At 46.9% G+C, this 20,236-nt stretch carries 16 protein-coding genes; 10 read left to right on the plus strand and 6 right to left on the minus strand.

Annotated features, from left to right (window positions below):
* Positions 1-26: 26 nt before the first annotated feature.
* The 6 genes from R7035_RS09480 to R7035_RS09505 all read right to left on the minus strand — a co-directional run bounded on the left by R7035_RS09480 (position 27) and on the right by R7035_RS09505 (position 7,162).
* Positions 27-929: a hydroxymethylglutaryl-CoA lyase gene (locus R7035_RS09480; protein WP_017820341.1), complete on the minus strand. Its 903-nt coding sequence runs from the start codon at positions 927-929 to the stop codon at positions 27-29.
* Complete coding sequence (locus R7035_RS09485; protein WP_262651189.1) at positions 910-2,958, minus strand: acetyl/propionyl/methylcrotonyl-CoA carboxylase subunit alpha; 2,049 nt, start codon at positions 2,956-2,958, stop codon at positions 910-912. The genes R7035_RS09480 and R7035_RS09485 overlap by 20 nt, the downstream gene beginning before the upstream one ends.
* Positions 2,951-3,733 carry an enoyl-CoA hydratase-related protein gene (locus tag R7035_RS09490; RefSeq protein WP_256900924.1) on the minus strand — a complete coding sequence of 261 codons (783 nt, stop codon included), beginning with the start codon at positions 3,731-3,733 and terminating at the stop codon, positions 2,951-2,953. The genes R7035_RS09485 and R7035_RS09490 overlap by 8 nt, the downstream gene beginning before the upstream one ends.
* Before the next feature lie 105 nt (positions 3,734-3,838).
* A complete protein-coding gene (locus tag R7035_RS09495; RefSeq protein WP_256900925.1) occupies positions 3,839-5,446 on the minus strand; it encodes a carboxyl transferase domain-containing protein in 1,608 nt (535 codons plus the stop codon).
* A gap of 114 nt (positions 5,447-5,560) precedes the next feature.
* Entirely contained in the window at positions 5,561-6,730 is a 1,170-nt protein-coding gene (locus tag R7035_RS09500) for an isovaleryl-CoA dehydrogenase (protein WP_256900926.1), read from the minus strand.
* A 45-nt stretch (positions 6,731-6,775) separates the two neighbouring features.
* The gene (locus tag R7035_RS09505; protein WP_005373242.1) at positions 6,776-7,162 is read right to left on the minus strand and encodes a MerR family transcriptional regulator; all 387 of its coding nucleotides are present in this window, start codon (positions 7,160-7,162) and stop codon (positions 6,776-6,778) included.
* A 209-nt stretch (positions 7,163-7,371) separates the two neighbouring features.
* Here R7035_RS09505 and R7035_RS09510 point away from each other — a divergent pair, with 209 nt between their 5' ends.
* From R7035_RS09510 to betB, 10 genes are all read left to right on the plus strand, one after another.
* A complete protein-coding gene (locus R7035_RS09510; protein WP_256900927.1) occupies positions 7,372-8,550 on the plus strand; it encodes a thiolase family protein in 1,179 nt (392 codons plus the stop codon).
* Positions 8,551-8,620: 70 nt separating this feature from the next.
* Complete coding sequence (locus tag R7035_RS09515) at positions 8,621-10,114, plus strand: CoA-acylating methylmalonate-semialdehyde dehydrogenase (RefSeq protein WP_256900928.1); 1,494 nt, start codon at positions 8,621-8,623, stop codon at positions 10,112-10,114.
* 93 nt (positions 10,115-10,207) lie between these two features.
* Positions 10,208-11,362, plus strand: coding sequence for an acyl-CoA dehydrogenase family protein (locus R7035_RS09520; protein ID WP_053307598.1), 1,155 nt, complete (start codon positions 10,208-10,210; stop codon positions 11,360-11,362).
* A gap of 29 nt (positions 11,363-11,391) precedes the next feature.
* Positions 11,392-12,168 (plus strand): enoyl-CoA hydratase, encoded by a 777-nt coding sequence (locus R7035_RS09525; RefSeq protein ID WP_042523591.1) that lies wholly within the window; start codon positions 11,392-11,394, stop codon positions 12,166-12,168.
* Positions 12,169-12,178: 10 nt separating this feature from the next.
* Positions 12,179-13,309 carry an enoyl-CoA hydratase/isomerase family protein gene (locus R7035_RS09530; protein ID WP_042523593.1) on the plus strand — a complete coding sequence of 377 codons (1,131 nt, stop codon included), beginning with the start codon at positions 12,179-12,181 and terminating at the stop codon, positions 13,307-13,309.
* Positions 13,310-13,328: 19 nt separating this feature from the next.
* The gene (gene mmsB / locus R7035_RS09535; protein WP_138940142.1) at positions 13,329-14,225 is read left to right on the plus strand and encodes a 3-hydroxyisobutyrate dehydrogenase; all 897 of its coding nucleotides are present in this window, start codon (positions 13,329-13,331) and stop codon (positions 14,223-14,225) included.
* 9 nt (positions 14,226-14,234) lie between these two features.
* Positions 14,235-14,993 (plus strand): SDR family oxidoreductase, encoded by a 759-nt coding sequence (locus R7035_RS09540; RefSeq protein ID WP_054576059.1) that lies wholly within the window; start codon positions 14,235-14,237, stop codon positions 14,991-14,993.
* A gap of 462 nt (positions 14,994-15,455) precedes the next feature.
* On the plus strand, positions 15,456-17,477 hold the full coding sequence (locus R7035_RS09545) for a diguanylate cyclase (RefSeq protein ID WP_373417442.1): 2,022 nt from the start codon (positions 15,456-15,458) through the stop codon (positions 17,475-17,477).
* A gap of 605 nt (positions 17,478-18,082) precedes the next feature.
* Positions 18,083-18,682 (plus strand): transcriptional regulator BetI, encoded by a 600-nt coding sequence (betI, locus tag R7035_RS09550; protein WP_017820329.1) that lies wholly within the window; start codon positions 18,083-18,085, stop codon positions 18,680-18,682.
* Between the two features lie 18 nt (positions 18,683-18,700).
* The gene (betB, locus tag R7035_RS09555; protein ID WP_258481524.1) at positions 18,701-20,161 is read left to right on the plus strand and encodes a betaine-aldehyde dehydrogenase; all 1,461 of its coding nucleotides are present in this window, start codon (positions 18,701-18,703) and stop codon (positions 20,159-20,161) included.
* Positions 20,162-20,236 lie beyond the last annotated feature (75 nt).

The following is a 20,236-nucleotide window of genomic DNA, read 5'->3' on the forward strand; positions in this document are numbered from 1 at the left end:
ATTATTTGATTATGATAGTTGATGATTTACAAGCTATACGGATCGCCTAGAGCCAATGCGACCCTAGAAGCAGGAGACTTTCCTAACGCACGGCAAATTTGCCAACCCGCTTCATTGATGACGCCAAGGTCAACGCCTGTTTCAATCCCAAGTTGCTCACACAGATAAAGTACATCTTCCGTTGCAACATTGCCACTGGCTCCTTTCGCGTAAGGGCAGCCGCCGAGCCCCGCTACTGCGCTATCAATGGTGTTGATGCCCATTAACAAGGCTTGATAGATATTGGCTAATGCTTGTCCATAAGTGTCATGAAAATGTACTGCGAGCGCGTCTTTTGGCAGTAGCGTTAACAACGAATCCAGCATGGCGATAACGCGATTAGGTGTTGCCTTACCGACAGTATCACCGAGCGAAATCTCATAACATCCCATATCAAACAACGTATTGGCGACCTTGGTAGTTTGCTCTGGCTTGATTACTCCCTCATATGGACACACCATGGTACAAGACAAGTACCCGCGTACAGGAATGTTGTGCTGGTTCGCCAATTCGATAACGGGCTCAAATCGAGCGAGACTTTCGGTAATGCTGCAGTTGATGTTCTTCTGGCTGAACGTTTCTGAAGCGGAGCCAAATACCGCAATTTGCTTTACACCGCTTTCCAGCGCACGTTCTAACCCTGCGAGATTTGGTGTGAGAGCGCTATAAACCACGTCAGGCTTTTTTGAGATACCAGCAAACACCTGATCGGAATCGGCCATTTGAGGCACCCACCTTGGAGAGACGAAAGATCCCGCCTCAATATGCTTTAAGCCACTGCTGCTTAGTTGGTTAATCAAACGGATTTTATCAACCAGCGTCACTGACGTTTCATTTTGCAGACCATCACGAGCGCCGACTTCGACGATATTAACCTTCGCTGGTAGCATATTCGCGCTCCTTATCTTCACTGACGTTATCCGATATCAAAGCCAAATTCAGCAGGATGGAACCGTGCTGTACTTGGTCCCCGTGCTGATAAAACAATTCGTCGACTTTTGCTGCTACCGGAGCCGTGATGGTGTATTCCATTTTCATTGCTTCGAGTACCAAAAGCGGATCGCCCGCCGCCACTTCGTCACCTTTAGCCACCATAACTGCTGAAATTATGCCGTTGAGTGGTGCGGTTGGACTTAGTTCATCGTCAATATCTTTTGCAGAGTCAAAGTTAGGTTGATGAGCAAACGTGCGTTGCTGGCCAAGATAAAACAGTGTTGTCTGTTGCTCATCGCTAAGTGCATTAAAGGTGTAACGCACATTATCAATATCGACGATAAACTGGTTGCCACTTTCAAGCAGGATGACTTGATGCAGCTCCTCACCACATCGGACAGTGAAGTGAGATCCTGTATCTTGCGATGATTGTTGCAAACGTGCCTGATGGTTGGCTTTGGCATCCGTGAAGTTAAATCGGTAAACGTTGTCAACTGACAGTCTAAAACCTCGTTTGGTTGGCGCGGGTAACGTTGAGCTGTCTGATTTTGAAATGAGATCATTCCAACGAGCAACCGCCGCCAATGTAAGCCAGATTGAATCCGACACGTCTTGCTGCTCATTTATGCCTTGTTGATGTGTTACGAGGAAACCTGTATCGAGCTCAATCTCGGCAAAGGTTGGCTGCGAAATAATGCTGTGCAGATAACCAATGTTTGTCGTTACTCCACGTACGTGATATTGAGTTAACGCCTGCTTAAGCTGCTTTAGCGCGATATCACGAGTTTGCCCCCAGACGATCAGTTTGCTGATCATTGGATCGTAATATTCGCTGATGCTATCGCCTTGGGTAACACCACTATCAACGCGTACGCACGCTAGGCGCACATTACTGTCTGATACGGGTTCTTTTAAGTAGTCAATGCGGCCAGTCGACGGCATAAAGTCATTGTCTGTATCTTCTGCGTAAATTCGCAGCTCAATTGAATGACCGTTGTGGGTGATTTCAGATTGCGAAATAGGTAAATGCTCGCCAGCTGCGACTTTGAATTGCCACTCCACCAAATCAACGCCGGTGATCAATTCAGTGACAGGGTGTTCAACTTGCAGACGGGTATTCATCTCCATGAAGTAGAATTGACCTCGGCTATCGAGTAAGAACTCCACCGTGCCAGCGCCAACATAGTCGATCGCTTGAGCGGCCTGAACCGCAGCTTCACCCATTTGTTTACGCAGTGCATCACTAAGACCGGGAGCTGGTGCTTCTTCGACTACTTTTTGGTGACGGCGTTGAATGGAGCAATCGCGATCAGAAAGATAGACACAGTTGCCATATTGGTCAGCAAATACCTGAACTTCAACGTGGCGAGGCTGCAATATGCATTTTTCGATTAGAAGCTGCTTATCGCCAAAGCTTGAAAGTGCTTCACGCTGCGCACCGTCGATGGCCAGAGGCATTTCGGCTGCGCTATTGACCACTCGCATGCCTTTACCGCCACCCCCTTGGGTTGCTTTAAGCATCACTGGGTAACCGATTTTTTCAGCTTCCGCTAATAAGTGCTCTACGTTGTTGTCTGTGCCGTGATAGCCCGGAACCAAGGGCACGTTCGCCTCAGACATGATGGCTTTGGCTTGCGACTTCGAACCCATTGTTTCAATTGCGCTGGTGGAAGGGCCAATAAAAACAATGCCATTTTCGCTGCACGCTTTCGCCAGTTTCGGGTTCTCGGAAAGAAAACCATACCCAGGGTGGATAGCATCGGCTTGCCATTTTTTCGCAGCGCCGATAATCGCATCGATATCGAGATACGATTCACTCGCCGGAGCGGGGCCAATGAATTCAGCGAAATCCGCTTGTTTAACATGTAAGCTGCTGCGATCCGCTTCGGAATAGACGGCTACCGTCTCTATAGCCATGCTTTTTGCGGTTTTAATGATTCGGCAGGCAATTTCACCGCGGTTTGCGATCAGTATTCTTTTAAACATGATTCCTCCAATTGGCGGCGCGCTTTTCAAAAAATGCAGCTAGTCCTTCTTGTCCTTCACTGGACACGCGAGCGGTTGCAATAGCTTGGCTAGTGTATTCAATTAATGAGTGATCGATAGGTTGGTTATCACAACGTAAACAAAGTGCTTTTGCTGCCTGCATGGCTTGTGGACCGTTGTTAAGCAGGTGATCAATGGTGCGATTGACGGCTTCACGTGGTTGAGCGTCTATCTGATGAAGAATACTCATCGATAGTGCGGTTTCGGCATCAATCAGTTCCGCGGTTAAAAAGTAGCGTCGGCTTTGTCGTTGTCCAATCGCTCGGATTACGTAAGGTCCGATGGTGGCGGGTAACAAACCGAGCTTCACTTCACTCAAACAGAAGCGGCTTTCAGGTGTACCAATAGCGATATCGCAGCAGCAGATAAGCCCAAGCGCGCCGCCAAATGCAGCGCCGTGCACCATAGCAATGGTTGGTTTGCTAAAGGTATCCAGCGTATGCAAAAGTTTTGCTAGTTGCTGTGCATCTTGCAGGTTTTCACCCTCGGTTTTGGTTGCCATTGACTGCATCCAGCCCAGATCTGCTCCCGCAGAAAAGTGTTTTCCCTGTGCAGTTAACACCAGTGCACGGAGAGAATCGTCCTTTTCGAGCTGTTCTAGTGTCTCAATTAGTGAGGCAATCAATGCGTCATTAAACGCGTTGTGTTTTTCTGGCCGATTCAGGCTCAACCAGGCAACGCCATTGCTGTCTTTTTCAAGCAGTAGTCCGGTCATGTGACTTCCTTTGTCTGACATTTCAGTCTGTATTTCAATGCTCGCTAACCATTACTTGTATAAACATCGGTATTCGCGAGGAGTTAAGGTTTGCCTTGCATCCGACTACATACGGAAGATGCCAAATTTGCTGTCTGGTATCGGCGCATTAAGCGCAGCAGACAGAGCAATGCCGACAACATCACGGGTTTTCGCAGGGTCAATAATGCCGTCGTCCCACAAACGAGCACTGGCGTAGTATGCATGGCTTTGAGTCTGATATTGCTCCGCAATAGGACTTTTGAACGCTTCTTCTTCCTCCGCGCTCCAGCTTTCACCTTTGCGAGTTTTGATATCGCGGGTCACTTGCGCCATCACGCCAGCCGCTTGCTCTCCACCCATGACGGAGATGCGCGCGTTTGGCCACATCCACATCATGGTTGGATCATAAGCGCGGCCACACATGCCGTAGTTCCCAGCGCCATACGAGCCACCAATCACTACGGTAAACTTCGGTACGTCTGCACACGCCACAGCGGTTACCATTTTCGCGCCATGTTTGGCGATGCCTTCGGCTTCATATTTTTGGCCGACCATAAAGCCCGTTATGTTCTGCAAGAAAAGCAGAGGAATTTTGCGTTGTGCGCACAGCTCAATAAAATGCGCGCCTTTTTGTGCTGATTCCGAAAATAGAATGCCGTTGTTAGCGACAATGCCAATCGGCATACCGTGAATATGGGCAAAGCCACAGACCAAGGTTTCGCCGAACAAGGCTTTAAATTCATCGAACTGGGAATCATCAACAATTCGGGCAATGACCTCTTTAACATCAAACGGCTTTTTGAGATCGGTTCCGACGATGCCGTACAGCTCTTGGGCAGGAAAACGTGGTTCCTGTGGTGCTTTTTGCTTGAGTTGAACGGGTTTCAAGTGGTTAATTTGAGAAACGGCTTGTCTTGCCAACTCTAACGCGTGGTGATCATTTTCTGCGTAATAGTCCGCCACACCAGAGGTACGGCAGTGAACGTCTGCACCACCAAGATCTTCCGCGCTGACTTCTTCACCTGTCGCTGCTTTTACAAGAGGTGGACCTGCCAAAAAAATCGTGCCTTGTTCTTTGACTATGATGGATACGTCGCACATGGCAGGAACATAAGCGCCGCCAGCGGTACATAGCCCCATGACCACCGCAATTTGTGGAATGCCTTTGGCCGACATACGGGCTTGGTTGTAGAAAATACGGCCAAAATGGTCTTTATCTGGGAATACCTCATCTTGGCGGGGTAGGTTAGCGCCGCCAGAGTCGACTAAGTAAACACACGGCAGTTGGCATTTTTCTGCAATTTCTTGTGCTCTTAAGTGCTTTTTCACGGTGAGTGGGTAGTAACTGCCGCCTTTTACCGTCACGTCGTTGGCAACGATCATACACTCGGTGCCGTCAATTACACCCACACCGGCAACCACTCCAGCACATGGAACGTAATCTGGATAGACATCCCAGCCAGCAAATTGACCAATTTCTAGAAAGGACGAACCAGGGTCGAGTAGGGCAAGAATGCGCTCACGTACCGGAAGTTTGCCTTTCTTCTGCTGATGCTCGCGGGCTTTCTCGCCGCCACCATCTTCTATTTGGGCAGTCACGGTATAAAGTTGATCTACAAGTGACGCCATAGAGCGGTAGTTTTCCTGATACTGCTCTGAATGGGTATTAATATTGGTCGTCAAACAAGCCATAAATAGCCGATCTCCATTCGGTAGACGGGTGTCACCACCCGTCTTTATTTAGGTTGAATAAGATTTAGATTGAATAAGGAAGTTGTTTCGAGCTCGAACGCCTAGGTATGATGATTAGGCGCTTTCGTTAAACAATTCGCGACCAATAAGCATGCGGCGAATTTCTGAAGTGCCCGCACCGATTTCATACAGCTTGGCATCTCGCAACAAACGGCCCGTATCAAACTCGTTGATGTAGCCGTTACCGCCAAGTAGTTGAATCGCATCCAGTGCCATCTTGGTTGCCAGCTCTGCGCTGTAGAGGATCGCGCCAGCAGAATCTTTACGTGTGGTTTCACCGCGATCACAAGCGGCAGCGACGGCGTAAACATACGCTTTAGCGGCATTCATTTGTGTGTACATATCCGCGATTTTTGCTTGAACTAGCTGGAATTCACCGATGGATTTACCGAACTGTTTACGGTCGTGAATGTAAGGCACAACGATATCCATACACGCCTGCATGATGCCAAGTGGGCCGCCTGCAAGCACCACACGTTCGTAGTCGAGACCGCTCATCAATACTTTCACGCCTTGGTTTTCTTCGCCGAGAATATTTTCCGCAGGGACTTCGCAGTTTTGGAAGACCAGCTCACACGTATTCGAGCCGCGCATACCCAACTTGTCGAGTTTTTGTGCTTGAGTAAATCCAGGGAATCCGCGTTCCACAATAAATGCCGTGATGCCTTTGGAGTGCTGGCTTGGGTCTGTTTTTGCGTAGACAACATAGGTGTGTGCATCAGGGCCGTTGGTGATCCACATTTTGTTGCCATTTAATAGGAAAATATCGCCTTTACGTTCGGCTTTAAGCTGCATAGAGACCACATCAGAGCCGGAGCCGGGTTCACTCATAGCAAGGGCGCCGATATGTTCACCGGAGATGAGCTTAGGTAGGTATTTCTCTTTTTGCGCTTGTGTGCCGTTACGGTGGATTTGGTTGACGCAAAGGTTGGAATGAGCGCCGTAACTTAACGCAACCGAAGCGGATGCTCGGCTGATTTCTTCCATAGCGATAACGTGGGCGAGATAGCCCATGCCTGCACCACCAAACTCTTCGCTGGTGGTCACACCTAAAAGACCCATGTCACCTAATTTGGACCAAAGATGGTTTGGAAAGTCGTTAGCTTGGTCGATAGATTGCGCTAGCGGCGCAATTTCTCTTGCAGCAAAACTATTGATTTGCTCGCGAAGCAAATCGGTATTTTCGTCATAAACAAAGTTCAGGGAAGAGTAGGTAGATTTCATTGCGTGTCCTTGCCTTTACGTCACCTACATCCCAGAGTTGAGGTGTTAGGTGACTTTTTCGCCTTTCATGGATCTCAGTGTGTTTTGGCATCGCAACTGCGCAGCATTTAACTCCATCATTACCGCTTGAATGTCGTTTGCTTGCTGTTGCAATGCTGCCTTCTTCTCTTCGATCAACCGAATCATATAGTTCAACTGCTCAGTACTTTGATCGGTATCGTAGAGTTCAAATAACTCTTTGATATCTGCAAGAGAAAAGCCCAATCGCTTACCTCGCAAAATCAGTTTTAGTCGAATTCGATCACGACCATTGTAGATTCGAGTGTTGCCTTTACGTTCTGGAGTTAGGAGACCTAAATCTTCGTAGAAGCGAATGCTTCGAGTAGTAATGTCGAACTCTTTCGCGAGCTCGCTGATCTTAAATGTGTTCATTCCTTAACCTTACGACTTTCGTATAACATTTACATGAATATACAATTCGTTAACGTTAAAGTAAACAAACAACATCCACTCTTGAGCCTTGATATCACTCGCATTTACTCGAAATTAAAGAATCACTCGAACAAACAATAACCTCAAACTTGACGTTAACGTAAATGTTAGTATAGTTATGACGTAAACGTCAACAAAAGGTTAATGGAATGAAAAATGAAACATGGATTGTTGCCGCTAAGCGAACGCCTATCGGCTCTTTTCAAGGTGCATTAGCTTCAACAGATGTCACGGAACTCGGTGCGAAAGCCATTCAAGGGGCGCTAGCCGAAAGCCAACTCGATGTGCACAAAATAGACGAAGTGTTGATGGGGTGCGTTTTACCCGCCGGTGTGGGGCAAGCGCCTGCAAGACAAGCAAGCCTTAAAGCTGAAATGCCACAATCGATTGGTTGTACGACACTGAACAAAGTTTGTGGATCGGGTATGAAAACCGTGATGCTGGCATATGACCTTATTCAATCTGGTAATGCGCATGCTGTCATCGCTGGTGGCATGGAAAACATGTCGTCTTCTCCTTATCTATTAAAGAAAGCGCGTGATGGTTTCCGTTTAGGTCACGAGCAAGTGCTTGATCACATGTTTTATGACGGGTTGCAGGATGCCTACCAAGGCGAGCTGATGGGTGTCTTTGCAGAACAGACGGCGCAAAAGTATCAGTTCAGCCGTGAAAGTATGGATGCCTGGGCGCAACAGTCGTTGACTCGTGCGCAGCAAGCAATCGAACAAGGTTTGTTCAAAGAAGAGATCGTGCCTGTTAACGTAAAAAGTCGACGCGGCGAAACCTTGGTTGTAGATGATGAGCAACCGAGCAAACTCGACGTCACTAAAATTCCTACCTTACGCCCTGCGTTTGCCAAAGATGGCGGCGTAACCGCAGCAAACTCTAGTTCCATTTCGGATGGTGCGTCGGCAATGATCTTAGTCGATAGTGAGTTTGGTCGTCAGGAAAACCTTCAGCCTCTAGCCAAAATTGTCGCGTACAGCACGCATGCAAGACAGCCTGATGAGTTCACCATCGCACCAGTCTTCGCGATTGAATCGCTGCTGGAAAAAACGGGCTGGGACAAATCAGGCGTGGACCTTTGGGAAATCAATGAAGCTTTTGCTGTCGTGACTCAATACGCGGTGAAAGCACTCGAACTGGACGAGAGCAAAGTGAACCCTCGCGGAGGGGCTTGTGCGCTGGGGCATCCAATAGGCGCAAGTGGCAATCGAATCCTTGTCACTTTGATTCATGCGCTAAAACAAACTGGTGGTAAGCGTGGCGTTGCATCGCTTTGTATTGGCGGCGGCGAGGCAACCGCTATCGCGATTGAAATCTGCTAAATCACTCTCAACAAAGTTTCACTTACATAACAGTAGTCAGTAACAAGCTGAAAAATACAAGGATGTCATCATGACAGAACAAGTAAAGCAGTATATCGGTGGTGAATTTGCCATCTCCGATTCAAAACAATGGCTAGATGTAACCAACCCGGCAACCAACGAAGTGATTGCACAAGTACCTTGTGCCACGGAATCGGAAATGAATGCGGCGATTGCCAGCGCAAGAGAAACGTTCAAACGCTGGAAAGAAGTTGCAGCGCCGGAGCGTGCTAGATTGATGTTGCGTTACCAACATTTGCTAAAAGAGCAACACGATGAGTTGGCGATACTGCTTTCAAGTGAGACAGGCAAAACCCTCGCGGATGCAAAGGGTGACATTTGGCGTGGGATTGAAGTCGTAGAACAAGCGGCGAACATTTGTAGCTCAATGATGGGCGAAACGGTTGAGAATGTCGCAACCAATATTGATGGTTACTCTTACATTCAACCGCTCGGTGTTTGTGCTGGCATCACACCGTTTAACTTCCCTGCGATGATCCCATTGTGGATGTTCCCGATGGCGATCGCTTGTGGCAACACCTTTATTTTGAAGCCGTCAGAGCAAGTGCCACTAACGGCAATGAAACTGGCAGAGCTGTTTGAACAAGCTGGCGCACCAAAAGGCGTATTGCAAGTTGTTCACGGGACCAAAGAGCAAGTCGACCGCATTCTGACTGATCCAGTTGTTCGTGCGATCTCTTTTGTTGGCTCTGTGCCCGTTGGTGAGTACATCTACAAAACAGGTACAGACAACCTGAAACGCGTGCAGTCATTTGCAGGTGCTAAGAACCACATGGTCATCATGCCGGATGCAAACAAACAGCAAGTCATCAATAACCTAGTTGGCGCGTCAGTTGGTGCTGCAGGCCAGCGCTGTATGGCGATTTCGGTTGCCGTATTTGTCGGCGAAACCAAAGAATGGATTCCAGAGCTTAAAGAGGCGTTAGCTCAGGTTCAGCCTGGCGCGTGGGATGATGAAACCGCCGGTTATGGTCCACTGATTAGCCCTCAAGCGAAGCAGCGAGTGGTGAATCTGATTAATGAAGGCAAAGCGTCAGGCGCGAATTGTGTTCTGGACGGGACAGACTGCCAAGTACCTGGCTTCCCGAACGGTAACTGGGTGGGGCCAACACTGTTTACCAACGTGACCACAGACATGTCGATTTATCAGGAAGAAATTTTCGGGCCTGTACTGTTAACTATGGAAGTGGATGACCTAGATGAAGCGATTGAACTGATCAATGCAAACCGCTTTGGTAATGGTACGTCTATTTTCACGGCGAACGGCGCTGCCGCGAGAAAGTATCAACACAATATCGAAGTAGGTAACGTAGGAATCAACGTACCGATTCCGGTGCCATTGCCGTTCTTTTCGTTTACTGGGTGGAAAGGCAGCTTCTACGGCGACCTGCATGCTTACGGTAAACAAGCGGTTCGCTTCTACACCGAGACGAAAACTGTCACCGCGCGTTGGTTTGAAGATGACATTCCAAGCGGTCCAAACATGACCATTCAACTTAGCTAATTACTGGATTAGCGACACCTCTAGCCAAGCGCCACCGTTTAAGTGGGCTTGGCTCGGATACAAATGCAACGAATTAGACCTTAGGACTTCAAGATGGATTTTGAATTAAACGAAGATCAACTCGCGTTTGCCGAAGTAGCAAAGCAGTTTGCAGACCAAATGTTAGCGCCTCATGCGGCCGAGTGGGATGAAAACCATCACTTCCCTAAAGATGTACTGCGTCAGGCGGGTGAGCTGGGCTTTCTGAGCATCTATACGCCGCCAGAGCATGGTGGCTTAGGGTTATCTCGTTTGGATGCGGCGATCATTTTCGAGCAGTTGGCTATGGGTTGTACCGCGACTACTGCGTTTATGACCATTCACAACATGGCGACGTGGATGATCACCAGCTTTGCCAAAGCAGAAGTGGCGCAGCAATTTAGCGCGGATCTAATTTCGGGTGAAAAGCTCGCTTCCTACTGTTTAACCGAACCTAATGCCGGCTCTGACGCCGCTTCTCTAACGACTAGCGCAGTGCGTGATGGCGATGAGTTTGTCCTCAATGGAGCAAAAGTGTTTATCTCGGGTGCGGGTGATACAGATGTATTGGTCGTGATGGCGCGTTCGTGTGGTGAAGGAGCGGGTGGCGTTTCTGCATTCGTTGTTCCTGCTGATTGCGAAGGCATTAGCTACGGTAAAAAAGAAGCCAAAATGGGTTGGAACTGCCAGCCAACTCGCATGATTACCTTCGAAAATGTCCGCATTCCTGCCGACTATCTGTTGGGTGAAGAGGGCGAAGGTTTTAAGTTTGCCATGCTTGGTCTGGATGGCGGCCGAATCAACATTGCTACTTGTTCCGTCGGCACGGCACAACAAGCACTGAACGAAGCCAAACAATACATGACTGAACGCAAACAGTTCGGACGTTCACTGGCGCAATTCCAAGCCCTGCAATTCAAGTTGGCTGATATGGCTACTGAGCTGGTTGCCGCGCGTCAAATGGTGCGACTTGCTGCCGCAAAACTCGATGCCCAACATGCAGAAAAAAGCGCGTACTGTGCAATGGCAAAACGCTTTGCCACCGATGTTGGCTTTAAGGTATGTGACCAAGCTCTGCAGATTCACGGAGGATATGGCTACATCAAAGAATATCCAGTAGAGCGCCACTTCAGAGATGTTCGCGTTCATCAAATCCTCGAAGGCACCAACGAAATTATGCGTTTGATCGTTGCAAGACGTTTACTCACCGAGGGCGTTGAGCTGGTTTAGATTGATACTGTTTAAAGGACGAAATGATTATGATTGCACAAATCAAATTGGAACGTGAAGCGCACATTGCCAAGCTCACGATTAGTAACCCGCCAGCAAACACCTGGACGCTGGAGTCTCTAAATCAGCTAAAAGAGTTGGCGATTGAACTTAGCAATGATCGCTCTATTTATGCGTTGGTATTAACAGGCGAAGGTGAGAAATTCTTTTCTGCTGGAGCGGATCTCAACAACTTTGCATCCGGCGATAAATCGCAAGCAGCAGATATGGCGTTCGCATTTGGTGAAGCGTTTGAAGCGCTTTCTGCATTCGATGGGGTTTCCATCGCGGCAATTAATGGTTACGCGATGGGTGGCGGTTTGGAAGTGGCAATGGCGTGCGACATTCGCATCGCAGAAGAACAAGTACAAATGGCACTTCCTGAAGCGTCGGTAGGTTTGCTGCCGTGTGCGGGTGGGACACAAAACCTGACCGCGTTGGTAGGTGAAGGTTGGGCGAAGCGTATGATCTTGTGTGGTGAGCGTGTGACGGCCGAGCGAGCGGAAAAAATTGGTTTAGTCGAAGAAGTGGTGGCGAAAGGCCAAGCACTGGAAGCGGCTATGGAACTTGCACAGCGTGTTGCGAGCCAATCGCCGAAATCCGTGTCTGCATGCAAAACGCTTATTCAAGGCCGACGCAGCCAAACTCACGCGGCCGGATTGGTCTTGGAGCGTGAACTCTTCTTACAGCTGTTCAATACACAAGATCAGACTGAGGGTGTGAATGCCTTCTTGCAGAAGCGTAAGCCACAATGGACAAACAGCTAGCGGAGGCCAAATGACAGGTACAGTAAATGTTTCACAGATAGAATGTGCTGACGGTTCTGCCATTGGTGTGTTGGAGCTTGATAATCCAGCTGCTCTCAACGCGCTGAGTTACGTGATGATCGAGCAGCTCTATAACCAACTGGTAGAGTGGCAATCGAACGACAGCATCGTCGCGGTATTCTTGCATGCTCAAGGTGAAAAAGCGTTTTGTGCTGGTGGCGATATTCAAGCGATCTACCGTGCACTTGAAAACAAAGAGCAAGACTTTGATTCTGCATTTTCAGCGATGGAAACCTTCTTTGACCTCGAATATCGCTGTGACCATCTTATTCACACTTATCCAAAACCGATCATTGCGTGGGGACATGGTTATTTGATGGGCGGGGGAGTTGGCCTGTTTATGGGAGCAAGTCATCGCGTTGCAGAAACCACCACACGCTTTGCAATGCCAGAGATTAAAATTGGCCTTTACCCAGATGTAGGCGCGACGTACTTCCTGAACCAGTTGCCAAAACATTTGGCACTGTTCTTAAGTTTGACGGCTTGCCAAATTAACGCAACAGATATGAAAGCGTTGGGGTTAAGCCAATGGATTGCACAGCCAGAAAACAAGCAAGTGCTGCTGGATCTGCTTGCATCGGTAAGTTGGAAAGGTGAAGCGAACATCAACGAAAAAATCGCCACTACGCTGCGTTCGGTACACGTGGACGAGCCAACCGAAGGGATGTTGATGCCCTATGCGGAATTGATTGAGCAGTTATGTTCGGGTGACTTAGCGTCAATTGTTGATGCAATCAGCCGTGCTAACGTTGATAACAAGTGGTTCGTCAATGCGCAGAAGTCACTGAACTATGGCAGTCCGTTGTCGCTCAGTATCACTTATCAGCAGTTAACGCAGTATCAAAACCTCTCTTTGAAAGCGTGTTTTGATATGGAATTTAACCTAACACTACGTTGTGGCTTAGAAGGTGATTTTAGAGAAGGGGTTCGTGCGCTGATTATTGATAAAACCAATCAACCGACTTGGCAACATCGCACGGTTTCTGACGTAACGCCACAAGTTTTGGAGCGCTTCTTCTCGCCAATTGACTCAGCAGAATACCCACTGACCGCATCGTCGGTAGCTATAGCGGCACTTTAGTACAAGGAAGAAATACGATATGGACAAAATTGCATTTATTGGCCTTGGTAACATGGGTGCGCCTATGGCTAAGAATCTACTCAAAGCGGGCTTGAACGTCGAAGTATTTGATTTGAACCCAAACGCAGTTGAGGAGTTGACCGCATTGGGCGCTTCAAGTGCCGATTCCGTTCAGCAGGCAGTACAAGGTGTTGACGTGGTTGTCACTATGCTGCCAGCGAGCCAACACGTTCAAAGCGTTTATCTTGGTCAAGATGGCATCTTAGATAGCGTCGAATCAGGTACCTTGCTGATTGATTCTTCCACCATCGATCCGGCGACTGCTCGTTTGGTTGGCGAAAAAGCATCGCAACTTGGTATCAGTTTTGTTGATGCACCAGTATCTGGTGGCGTTGCGGGCGCAGCAGCAGGTACGTTAACTTTCATTGTTGGCGGCTCACAAGAGAACTTTGTTCAAGCCAAAGCGGTGCTTAGCCACATGGGTAAAAACATCTTCCATGCAGGCGATGCTGGAGCTGGTCAGGTGGCGAAGATCTGCAATAACATGATGTTGGGCATTTTGATGAGCGGCACCTGTGAAGCACTCAATTTAGGGATGGAAAACGGACTCGATCCCAAAGTGCTTTCCGACATCATGTTGCAAAGTTCAGGGCGTAACTGGGCGCTAGAGCTGTATAACCCTTGTCCAGGTGTGATGGAAAATACGCCCGCAAGCAATGGTTATCAAGGCGGCTTTATGAGCCAGTTAATGGCTAAAGATCTGGGTCTTGCGATGGAAGCGGCAGTTGCCTGTCAAACATCAACGCCAATGGGCAGCTTGGCTCGTAATCTGTTTAATTTTCACAACGGTCAGGGCAACGGGCAAAAAGATTTTTCAAGCTTGTTTGAGTTCTACCAAAAGCAAAATCAGGCCTAAGGAGCGCTTATGGAGTTAGCAAATAAGGTCATTGCGATCACGGGGGCAGGGCAGGGGCTGGGTAAACAAATGGCACTGTCACTGGCGGAAAATGGCGTTCATCTTGCGCTTATCGACCTCAATTCAGAGCAACTGGCTGAAACGAAAGCGGAATGTGAATCTCTCGGCGTTACCGCTCGTTTTTATGTGACGAACGTGACTGACGAACAGCAGGTGTGCAGTGCTTTTGAGCAAATTGAGGCAGATTTCAAGCAGCTCAATGGCGTTATCAATAACGCAGGTATTATGCGTGATGGTATGTTCATTAAAGTCAAAGATGGTCAGGTTAACACGATGTCGCTGGAACAATTTCAGTCTGTTCTAGATGTGAATGTAACAGGCACTTTCCTGTGTGGCCGTGAAGCGAGCAAGGTAATGCTGAACACCGATAGCAAAGGGGTTCTGATCAACATATCCAGCGTTGCGCGTGCCGGGAATATTGGTCAAACCAACTATTCAGCATCTAAAGCGGCGGTAGCCACCATGGCAACGGTGTGGGCGAAAGAGTTAGGGCGTTTCGGAATTCGCTCAGTGGCGATTGCTCCGGGTGTCATCAAAACTGCCATGACAGACCAAATAAAACCTGAAGCGATGGAACGTTTAATCGGAATGATTCCGGTTGGACGTTTAGGTTTGGCGGATGAAATTTCATCGACCATAAAATACGTGTTAACCAACGAATTCGTGACCGGAAGAGTGTTCGAAGTCGATGGCGGAATGCGAATGTAACCCCCTCTGCAACATAAAAAAGGGGAGCGAGCTTGATTGTCCGCTTCCTTCCACTTTCTCCTTTCTTTTATTGCTTCTATCTGAAAAATGTATTGGATGCATGGTCGACTGTTATCTCATCGAACGGTATAGAAATTTATTCTATTTCTAATGTGAATGGTTAGTTCTATATTGCTTGTCATGTAAATGTATCAACTCACAACTAAGACGATCTTTTGTCTCACTAACGAGATCATTATTCTTGGTGTGTAAAAAATACTCTCATTGGTTATATTGTGACCGAAAACTATTTCGGCATCTAAAGATGGTGATTTATTATTCAGCGCAAAATACATGGGAATATGAGGCTGACTGAATAACCTTCAGTTGTCTTAATAATAAATAATCAGAATTCTCAATTACACTGAAGTAACTACCCATTAGGGAAGAGCAATAATGTCACTATTTCATTCGCTTAGGACGATGCCGCTATTATTGGGGTGTCTGTGTTTTTCTGTTCAGGCATCCACAGAAAAGGTGGAACAGGAAGGTAAGTTTTTACAGTCGTTAGAAGGCATCGAAAATCAAATTTACGCATTACCTCAGAGTTCTTTAGCTTTGATTGAAGCGTTAGAAGAAGAGTCTTTACTACAAAACCAACCAACAGCGCTGTTGGTGCGTTACTGGCTTGCCAAGGCCACGGTTTTAGAGCTGCTAGGGCGCTTAGAAGAGAGTCAGAGTGTCGTTCGAAAAGGATTGGAGCTTGTGCGTCCACAGAGCCATGAGTATCTCCTGTTTAAGTTGATTCAGATGCGAACTATGGTTGGAAAGAGCGATATCGATACCGCGCTTTCTGCGTTGGATAGCTTGTTGGAAACATCGCGTGAGAATGGTGATAAGCAACTTGAATCAGAAATCCTGTTGCTAAAAGGACGCTATTACGATGAGCAAGGTGAGTTTAAAAAATCCTATGCTGCACTTATGTCGTCCATGGATGCGGCTGAATCTTCAGGTGTTCACGGGCTGGTCGAACGTGCAGCACTAGAGCTAGGTGACGTACTTGTCAAAATTCAGGGTTACGACCGATCTGAGGCGCTTTTGGAACAAGCATATCGCTATTTTAGGGATAGGCGTATGTCGTTCAATGAGTTGTTGAGCGTTTTGACGATAGCGAAACTTCATAAAGCACAGTTCCAATACGAAGAGGCGATAGCGTCATATCAGCGAGCGTTAAAGCTGGCTCAAATTATCGGTGATGGACGCTTTAGATTTCGAGTTAACCTTGAACTTGCAGCTTTATATCGCGAGACGAAACAAGAAAAGAAGATGGTTAATCACTTGAAGCTGGCGGAGAATTTACAGTACAGAGAAACGTCTAGCGCGTATTTGGCAACATTTAAGTTGTTACAAGCCGAATATATGTTAGAGCAGCAGCAATTTGAAATACTTTTAGCGATGATCGCGCCAATGCTGCCGGAGATTATAGAGAGTCGATACGTCAAGCAACAGCAAATGGAGCTACTAAAAGTCGCCGCTATGGCCTATGCGGGAAGCAATGACTTTAAACTAGCATTCGAAACTTACGGTAACTATCACGATAAATTTATCCAATTTAGCAATCAAAGAGAAGTTGAAAATCTTGAGCGCCAGCAGACGTTATTTGAGTTGGAACGACTTGAATATGAGAACGAAGATCTCAACTGGAACAATGTTTTGCAGCGTATGGAGCTAGAAAATAACCGTCGTACTTTTTACTTATTGGGTGAAGCGCTACTTGCGCTCATCGGTGTTCTGTTTTTGATGGCGGTAGTATTTCTCGTCGTCAATCGCTCGCGTTTGAGAATGCGTCGCCTCGCAAAGACAGACACATTGACAGGGTTGTTCAATCGCCGTTTTTTAGAGGACTGGTTCACTAAGCCAGTAGAAGTGAGGCGTGAGCGAAAAGAGAAACCGGTACCTCAATCTAAGCAAGAAAAAATACAACACTTTGTTTTTGAGCAAGTCGAGCAAGTTAAGTACGGTTATCTAGCTTTAAATAAATGGGTAGATAGCAAACTCGATAAACAGAAAATGGTGCCAAATAAACCACAATCGGGACCAGTAACTTTAGCGTTAATCGATGTGGATTATTTCAAGCAGGTAAATGATACCTATGGGCATGTGTTTGGAGATACCGTACTAACGGGCGTTGCCAAAGTGTTGGAGGAAACTGTACGTGAAAACGACATTGTTGCTCGCTTTGGTGGTGAAGAGTTTGTTGTTGTTATGCCCAATACAGACCATAAAAACGCCCTTATTACTGCAGAACGTTTACGTAGCGCTTTATCCCTACATGGCTTTGTTACGGAACAGAAAGAAGAAGTGAGAGTGACCTGTAGTTTTGGAGTCGTTACCACTGAAGATAATGAGATGAGTTTTAAATCACTTTGCGATCAGGCCGATAAATTGCTTTATCAAGCGAAAGCGAACGGACGCAACTGCGTGAAAGGTCGCTCGCTAGCGTAACAGAAATCAAAAGTTCAGGCTCATCGCACGATGAATCTGAACTTATCCCTCCCATTTACTTTGATAGCCAAGTGACTTTGAGATCCTTGCTTCGAATATAAAACGCTGAATCTAACATCTTAAAGTCACTTGGCGATATTACTTAAAAATTGCTTAAGGATATCGAATCGCATATTCATGGCGTTCAATATAACCTCTCTTTTTGCCTCCTTCACCTTCAAAGTGCGAATGCCACTTGTGTCTACAAAACTATAACAAACTAGTGTGTCTATTCTTTGTACAAATAAACCGTGTACAGGTGAAATGATTAGTGGTCGATATAAATTTTTTGTGGCACAGATTTTTGTTGTTCAAAAATCAACTCGTTCATCATCGTTTTAAAAATAGATTAATGGTTAACTATTTGATTTTGTTTGCCTTATTTGTTTGTTCTTAAACTGAAATCTAGTTATCCCGACAAGTTCTTGCCGAGCGATTTTTCGTACACCCTCAACTTTTCATCCTTTTTTACTAACATTTTTCTTTAAAAATAATTTGAGTTCGAATTAATTTTCAGGCATTTTATATTTAACTAACCGTTCAATTAAAAATAACAGGGACGCAAAATGCCAAAGGTGGGGATGCCTGAAATCAGAAAACCGCAGCTTGTGAAAGCGACAATGTCAGTGATTGATAGAGTCGGTTTACACGCGGCGAGTATTTCGTTAATCAGCAAAGAAGCCGGTGTATCAACGGGGATTATCAACCACTATTTCGGTGGTAAGCACGGATTGCTGGAGGAAACGATGCGCGAAATCTTGCGTCAGCTTTCGTCCACTATCACACAGAAGTTACGTGAGCTGCCAAGTGATGCTCATCACCAAAGAATTAACGCCATCATTGATGGTAACTTTGTCGGCTATCAGGCAGAAAACCAAGTTGCTAAGACTTGGCTGGCGTTTTGGTCGTACTCAATGCATGACGAGCAGCTCAAGCGTTTGCAGCGTGTCAACGAACGACGTCTATTGTCCCACCTAAGAAAAGAACTCAAAGCATTATTAAATGCAGAGCAGGCTGAATTGGTTGCTCATGGTATTGCATCACTTATTGATGGAATTTGGCTGCGCGGAACGCTCAACCCGCAAGGCATTGATGCAGAAAGAGCGAGAATCATCATCAACGATTATCTCGAAAAACAACTTACGTTTTATTCTGAAAAAATATAAAAGTTACAGGTCTTCAAAATGGAAATGAAAGCACACTATATCAATGGTGCGATGTACGACGGGTGTTCAGATGAACACTTCACCACTTACAATCCGGCGAATGGTGAGCCATTGGCCAATATTAAACAAGCGAACCAAGACGATCTTCAAGCAGCGATTGAATCGGCAAAAAAAGGTTTTGCTGCATGGTCGGCGATGACTGCGATTGAGCGCAGCCGTATTTTACACAAAGCCGTTGCCATTTTACGTGAGCGTAATGACGAGCTGGCTGCATTGGAAGTGGCAGATACTGGTAAGCCCATTCAAGAAGCTATCGCAGTTGATATAACAACAGGTGCCGATGTTCTTGAGTACTACGCTGGCCTTGCTCCAAGTCTACAAGGTGAACAGCAGCCACTCAGCGACGATCAATTTTTCTATACACGTCGTGAGCCATTGGGCATTTGCGCGGGTATTGGCGCTTGGAATTATCCAATTCAAATTGCGATGTGGAAATCGGCGCCAGCACTGGCTGCGGGCAACGCAATGATCTTCAAGCCATCAGAAGAAACACCATTAACGGCGCTTAAGCTCGCCGAAATTTATTCAGAAGCGGGCATGCCAGATGGCGTATTTAATGTCGTGCAAGGGGATTACCGAGTAGGACAGACGCTAACGGCGCATCCTGATATCGCAAAAGTGTCATTCACGGGTGAGTCAGGCACCGGTAAAGTCGTCATGAGTGACAGCGCTAAGACACTAAAACAAGTAACGATGGAGCTTGGTGGTAAGTCTCCACTGATTATTTTTGATGATGCGAAGTTAAACGATGCCGTTTCTGCGGCCATGGTGGCGAACTTCTACACCCAAGGTGAAGTTTGTACGCACGGTACACGCGTATTTGTCCATGAAGGTATTTATGATGACTTTATCGCACAACTTAAAGCCCGAACCGAGCTGTTAGTCGTCGGCGATCCGCTTGATGAGAACACGCAGATTGGCGCGCTAATCTCTAAAGATCATGAATCGAAAGTTTTAGGAGCGATTGAAGCCGCGAAAGCGAGTGGCGCGACGTTACTGACTGGCGGCTACAAAGTAACAGACAATGGCCTAGCTAATGGTAACTTTGTTGCTCCAACCGTATTTGTTGATTGCGATGATGACATGAGCCACGTTCAACAAGAAATCTTTGGCCCGGTAATGTCAGTTCTGAAATTCCGCGATGAGTCGGAAGTGATTGCGCGTGCAAATGGCACCGATTATGGCTTAGCGGCAGGTGTATTTACTCAAAACCTATCTCGTGCGCACCGTGTGATCCATCAAATTCAAGCGGGTATTTGTTGGGTGAACACATGGGGTGACTCACCTGCAGAAATGCCAGTTGGCGGCTACAAGCAATCAGGTGTTGGCCGTGAAAACGGAGTCGAAACCCTTAAACATTACACACAAACGAAGAGTGTTCTGGTTCAGCTAAGCGACTTCGAAAGCCCTTACAAATGATACTACTCATAGTAGATAACTGACCACTTTAGCTTGTTAAAATGCTCGATAACTACGTTGTCAATTTTGATTGTA

It is taken from the genome of Vibrio sp. 1731 (genome assembly GCF_033339955.1).
Taxonomy (GTDB): Bacteria; Pseudomonadota; Gammaproteobacteria; order Enterobacterales; family Vibrionaceae; genus Vibrio; species Vibrio alginolyticus.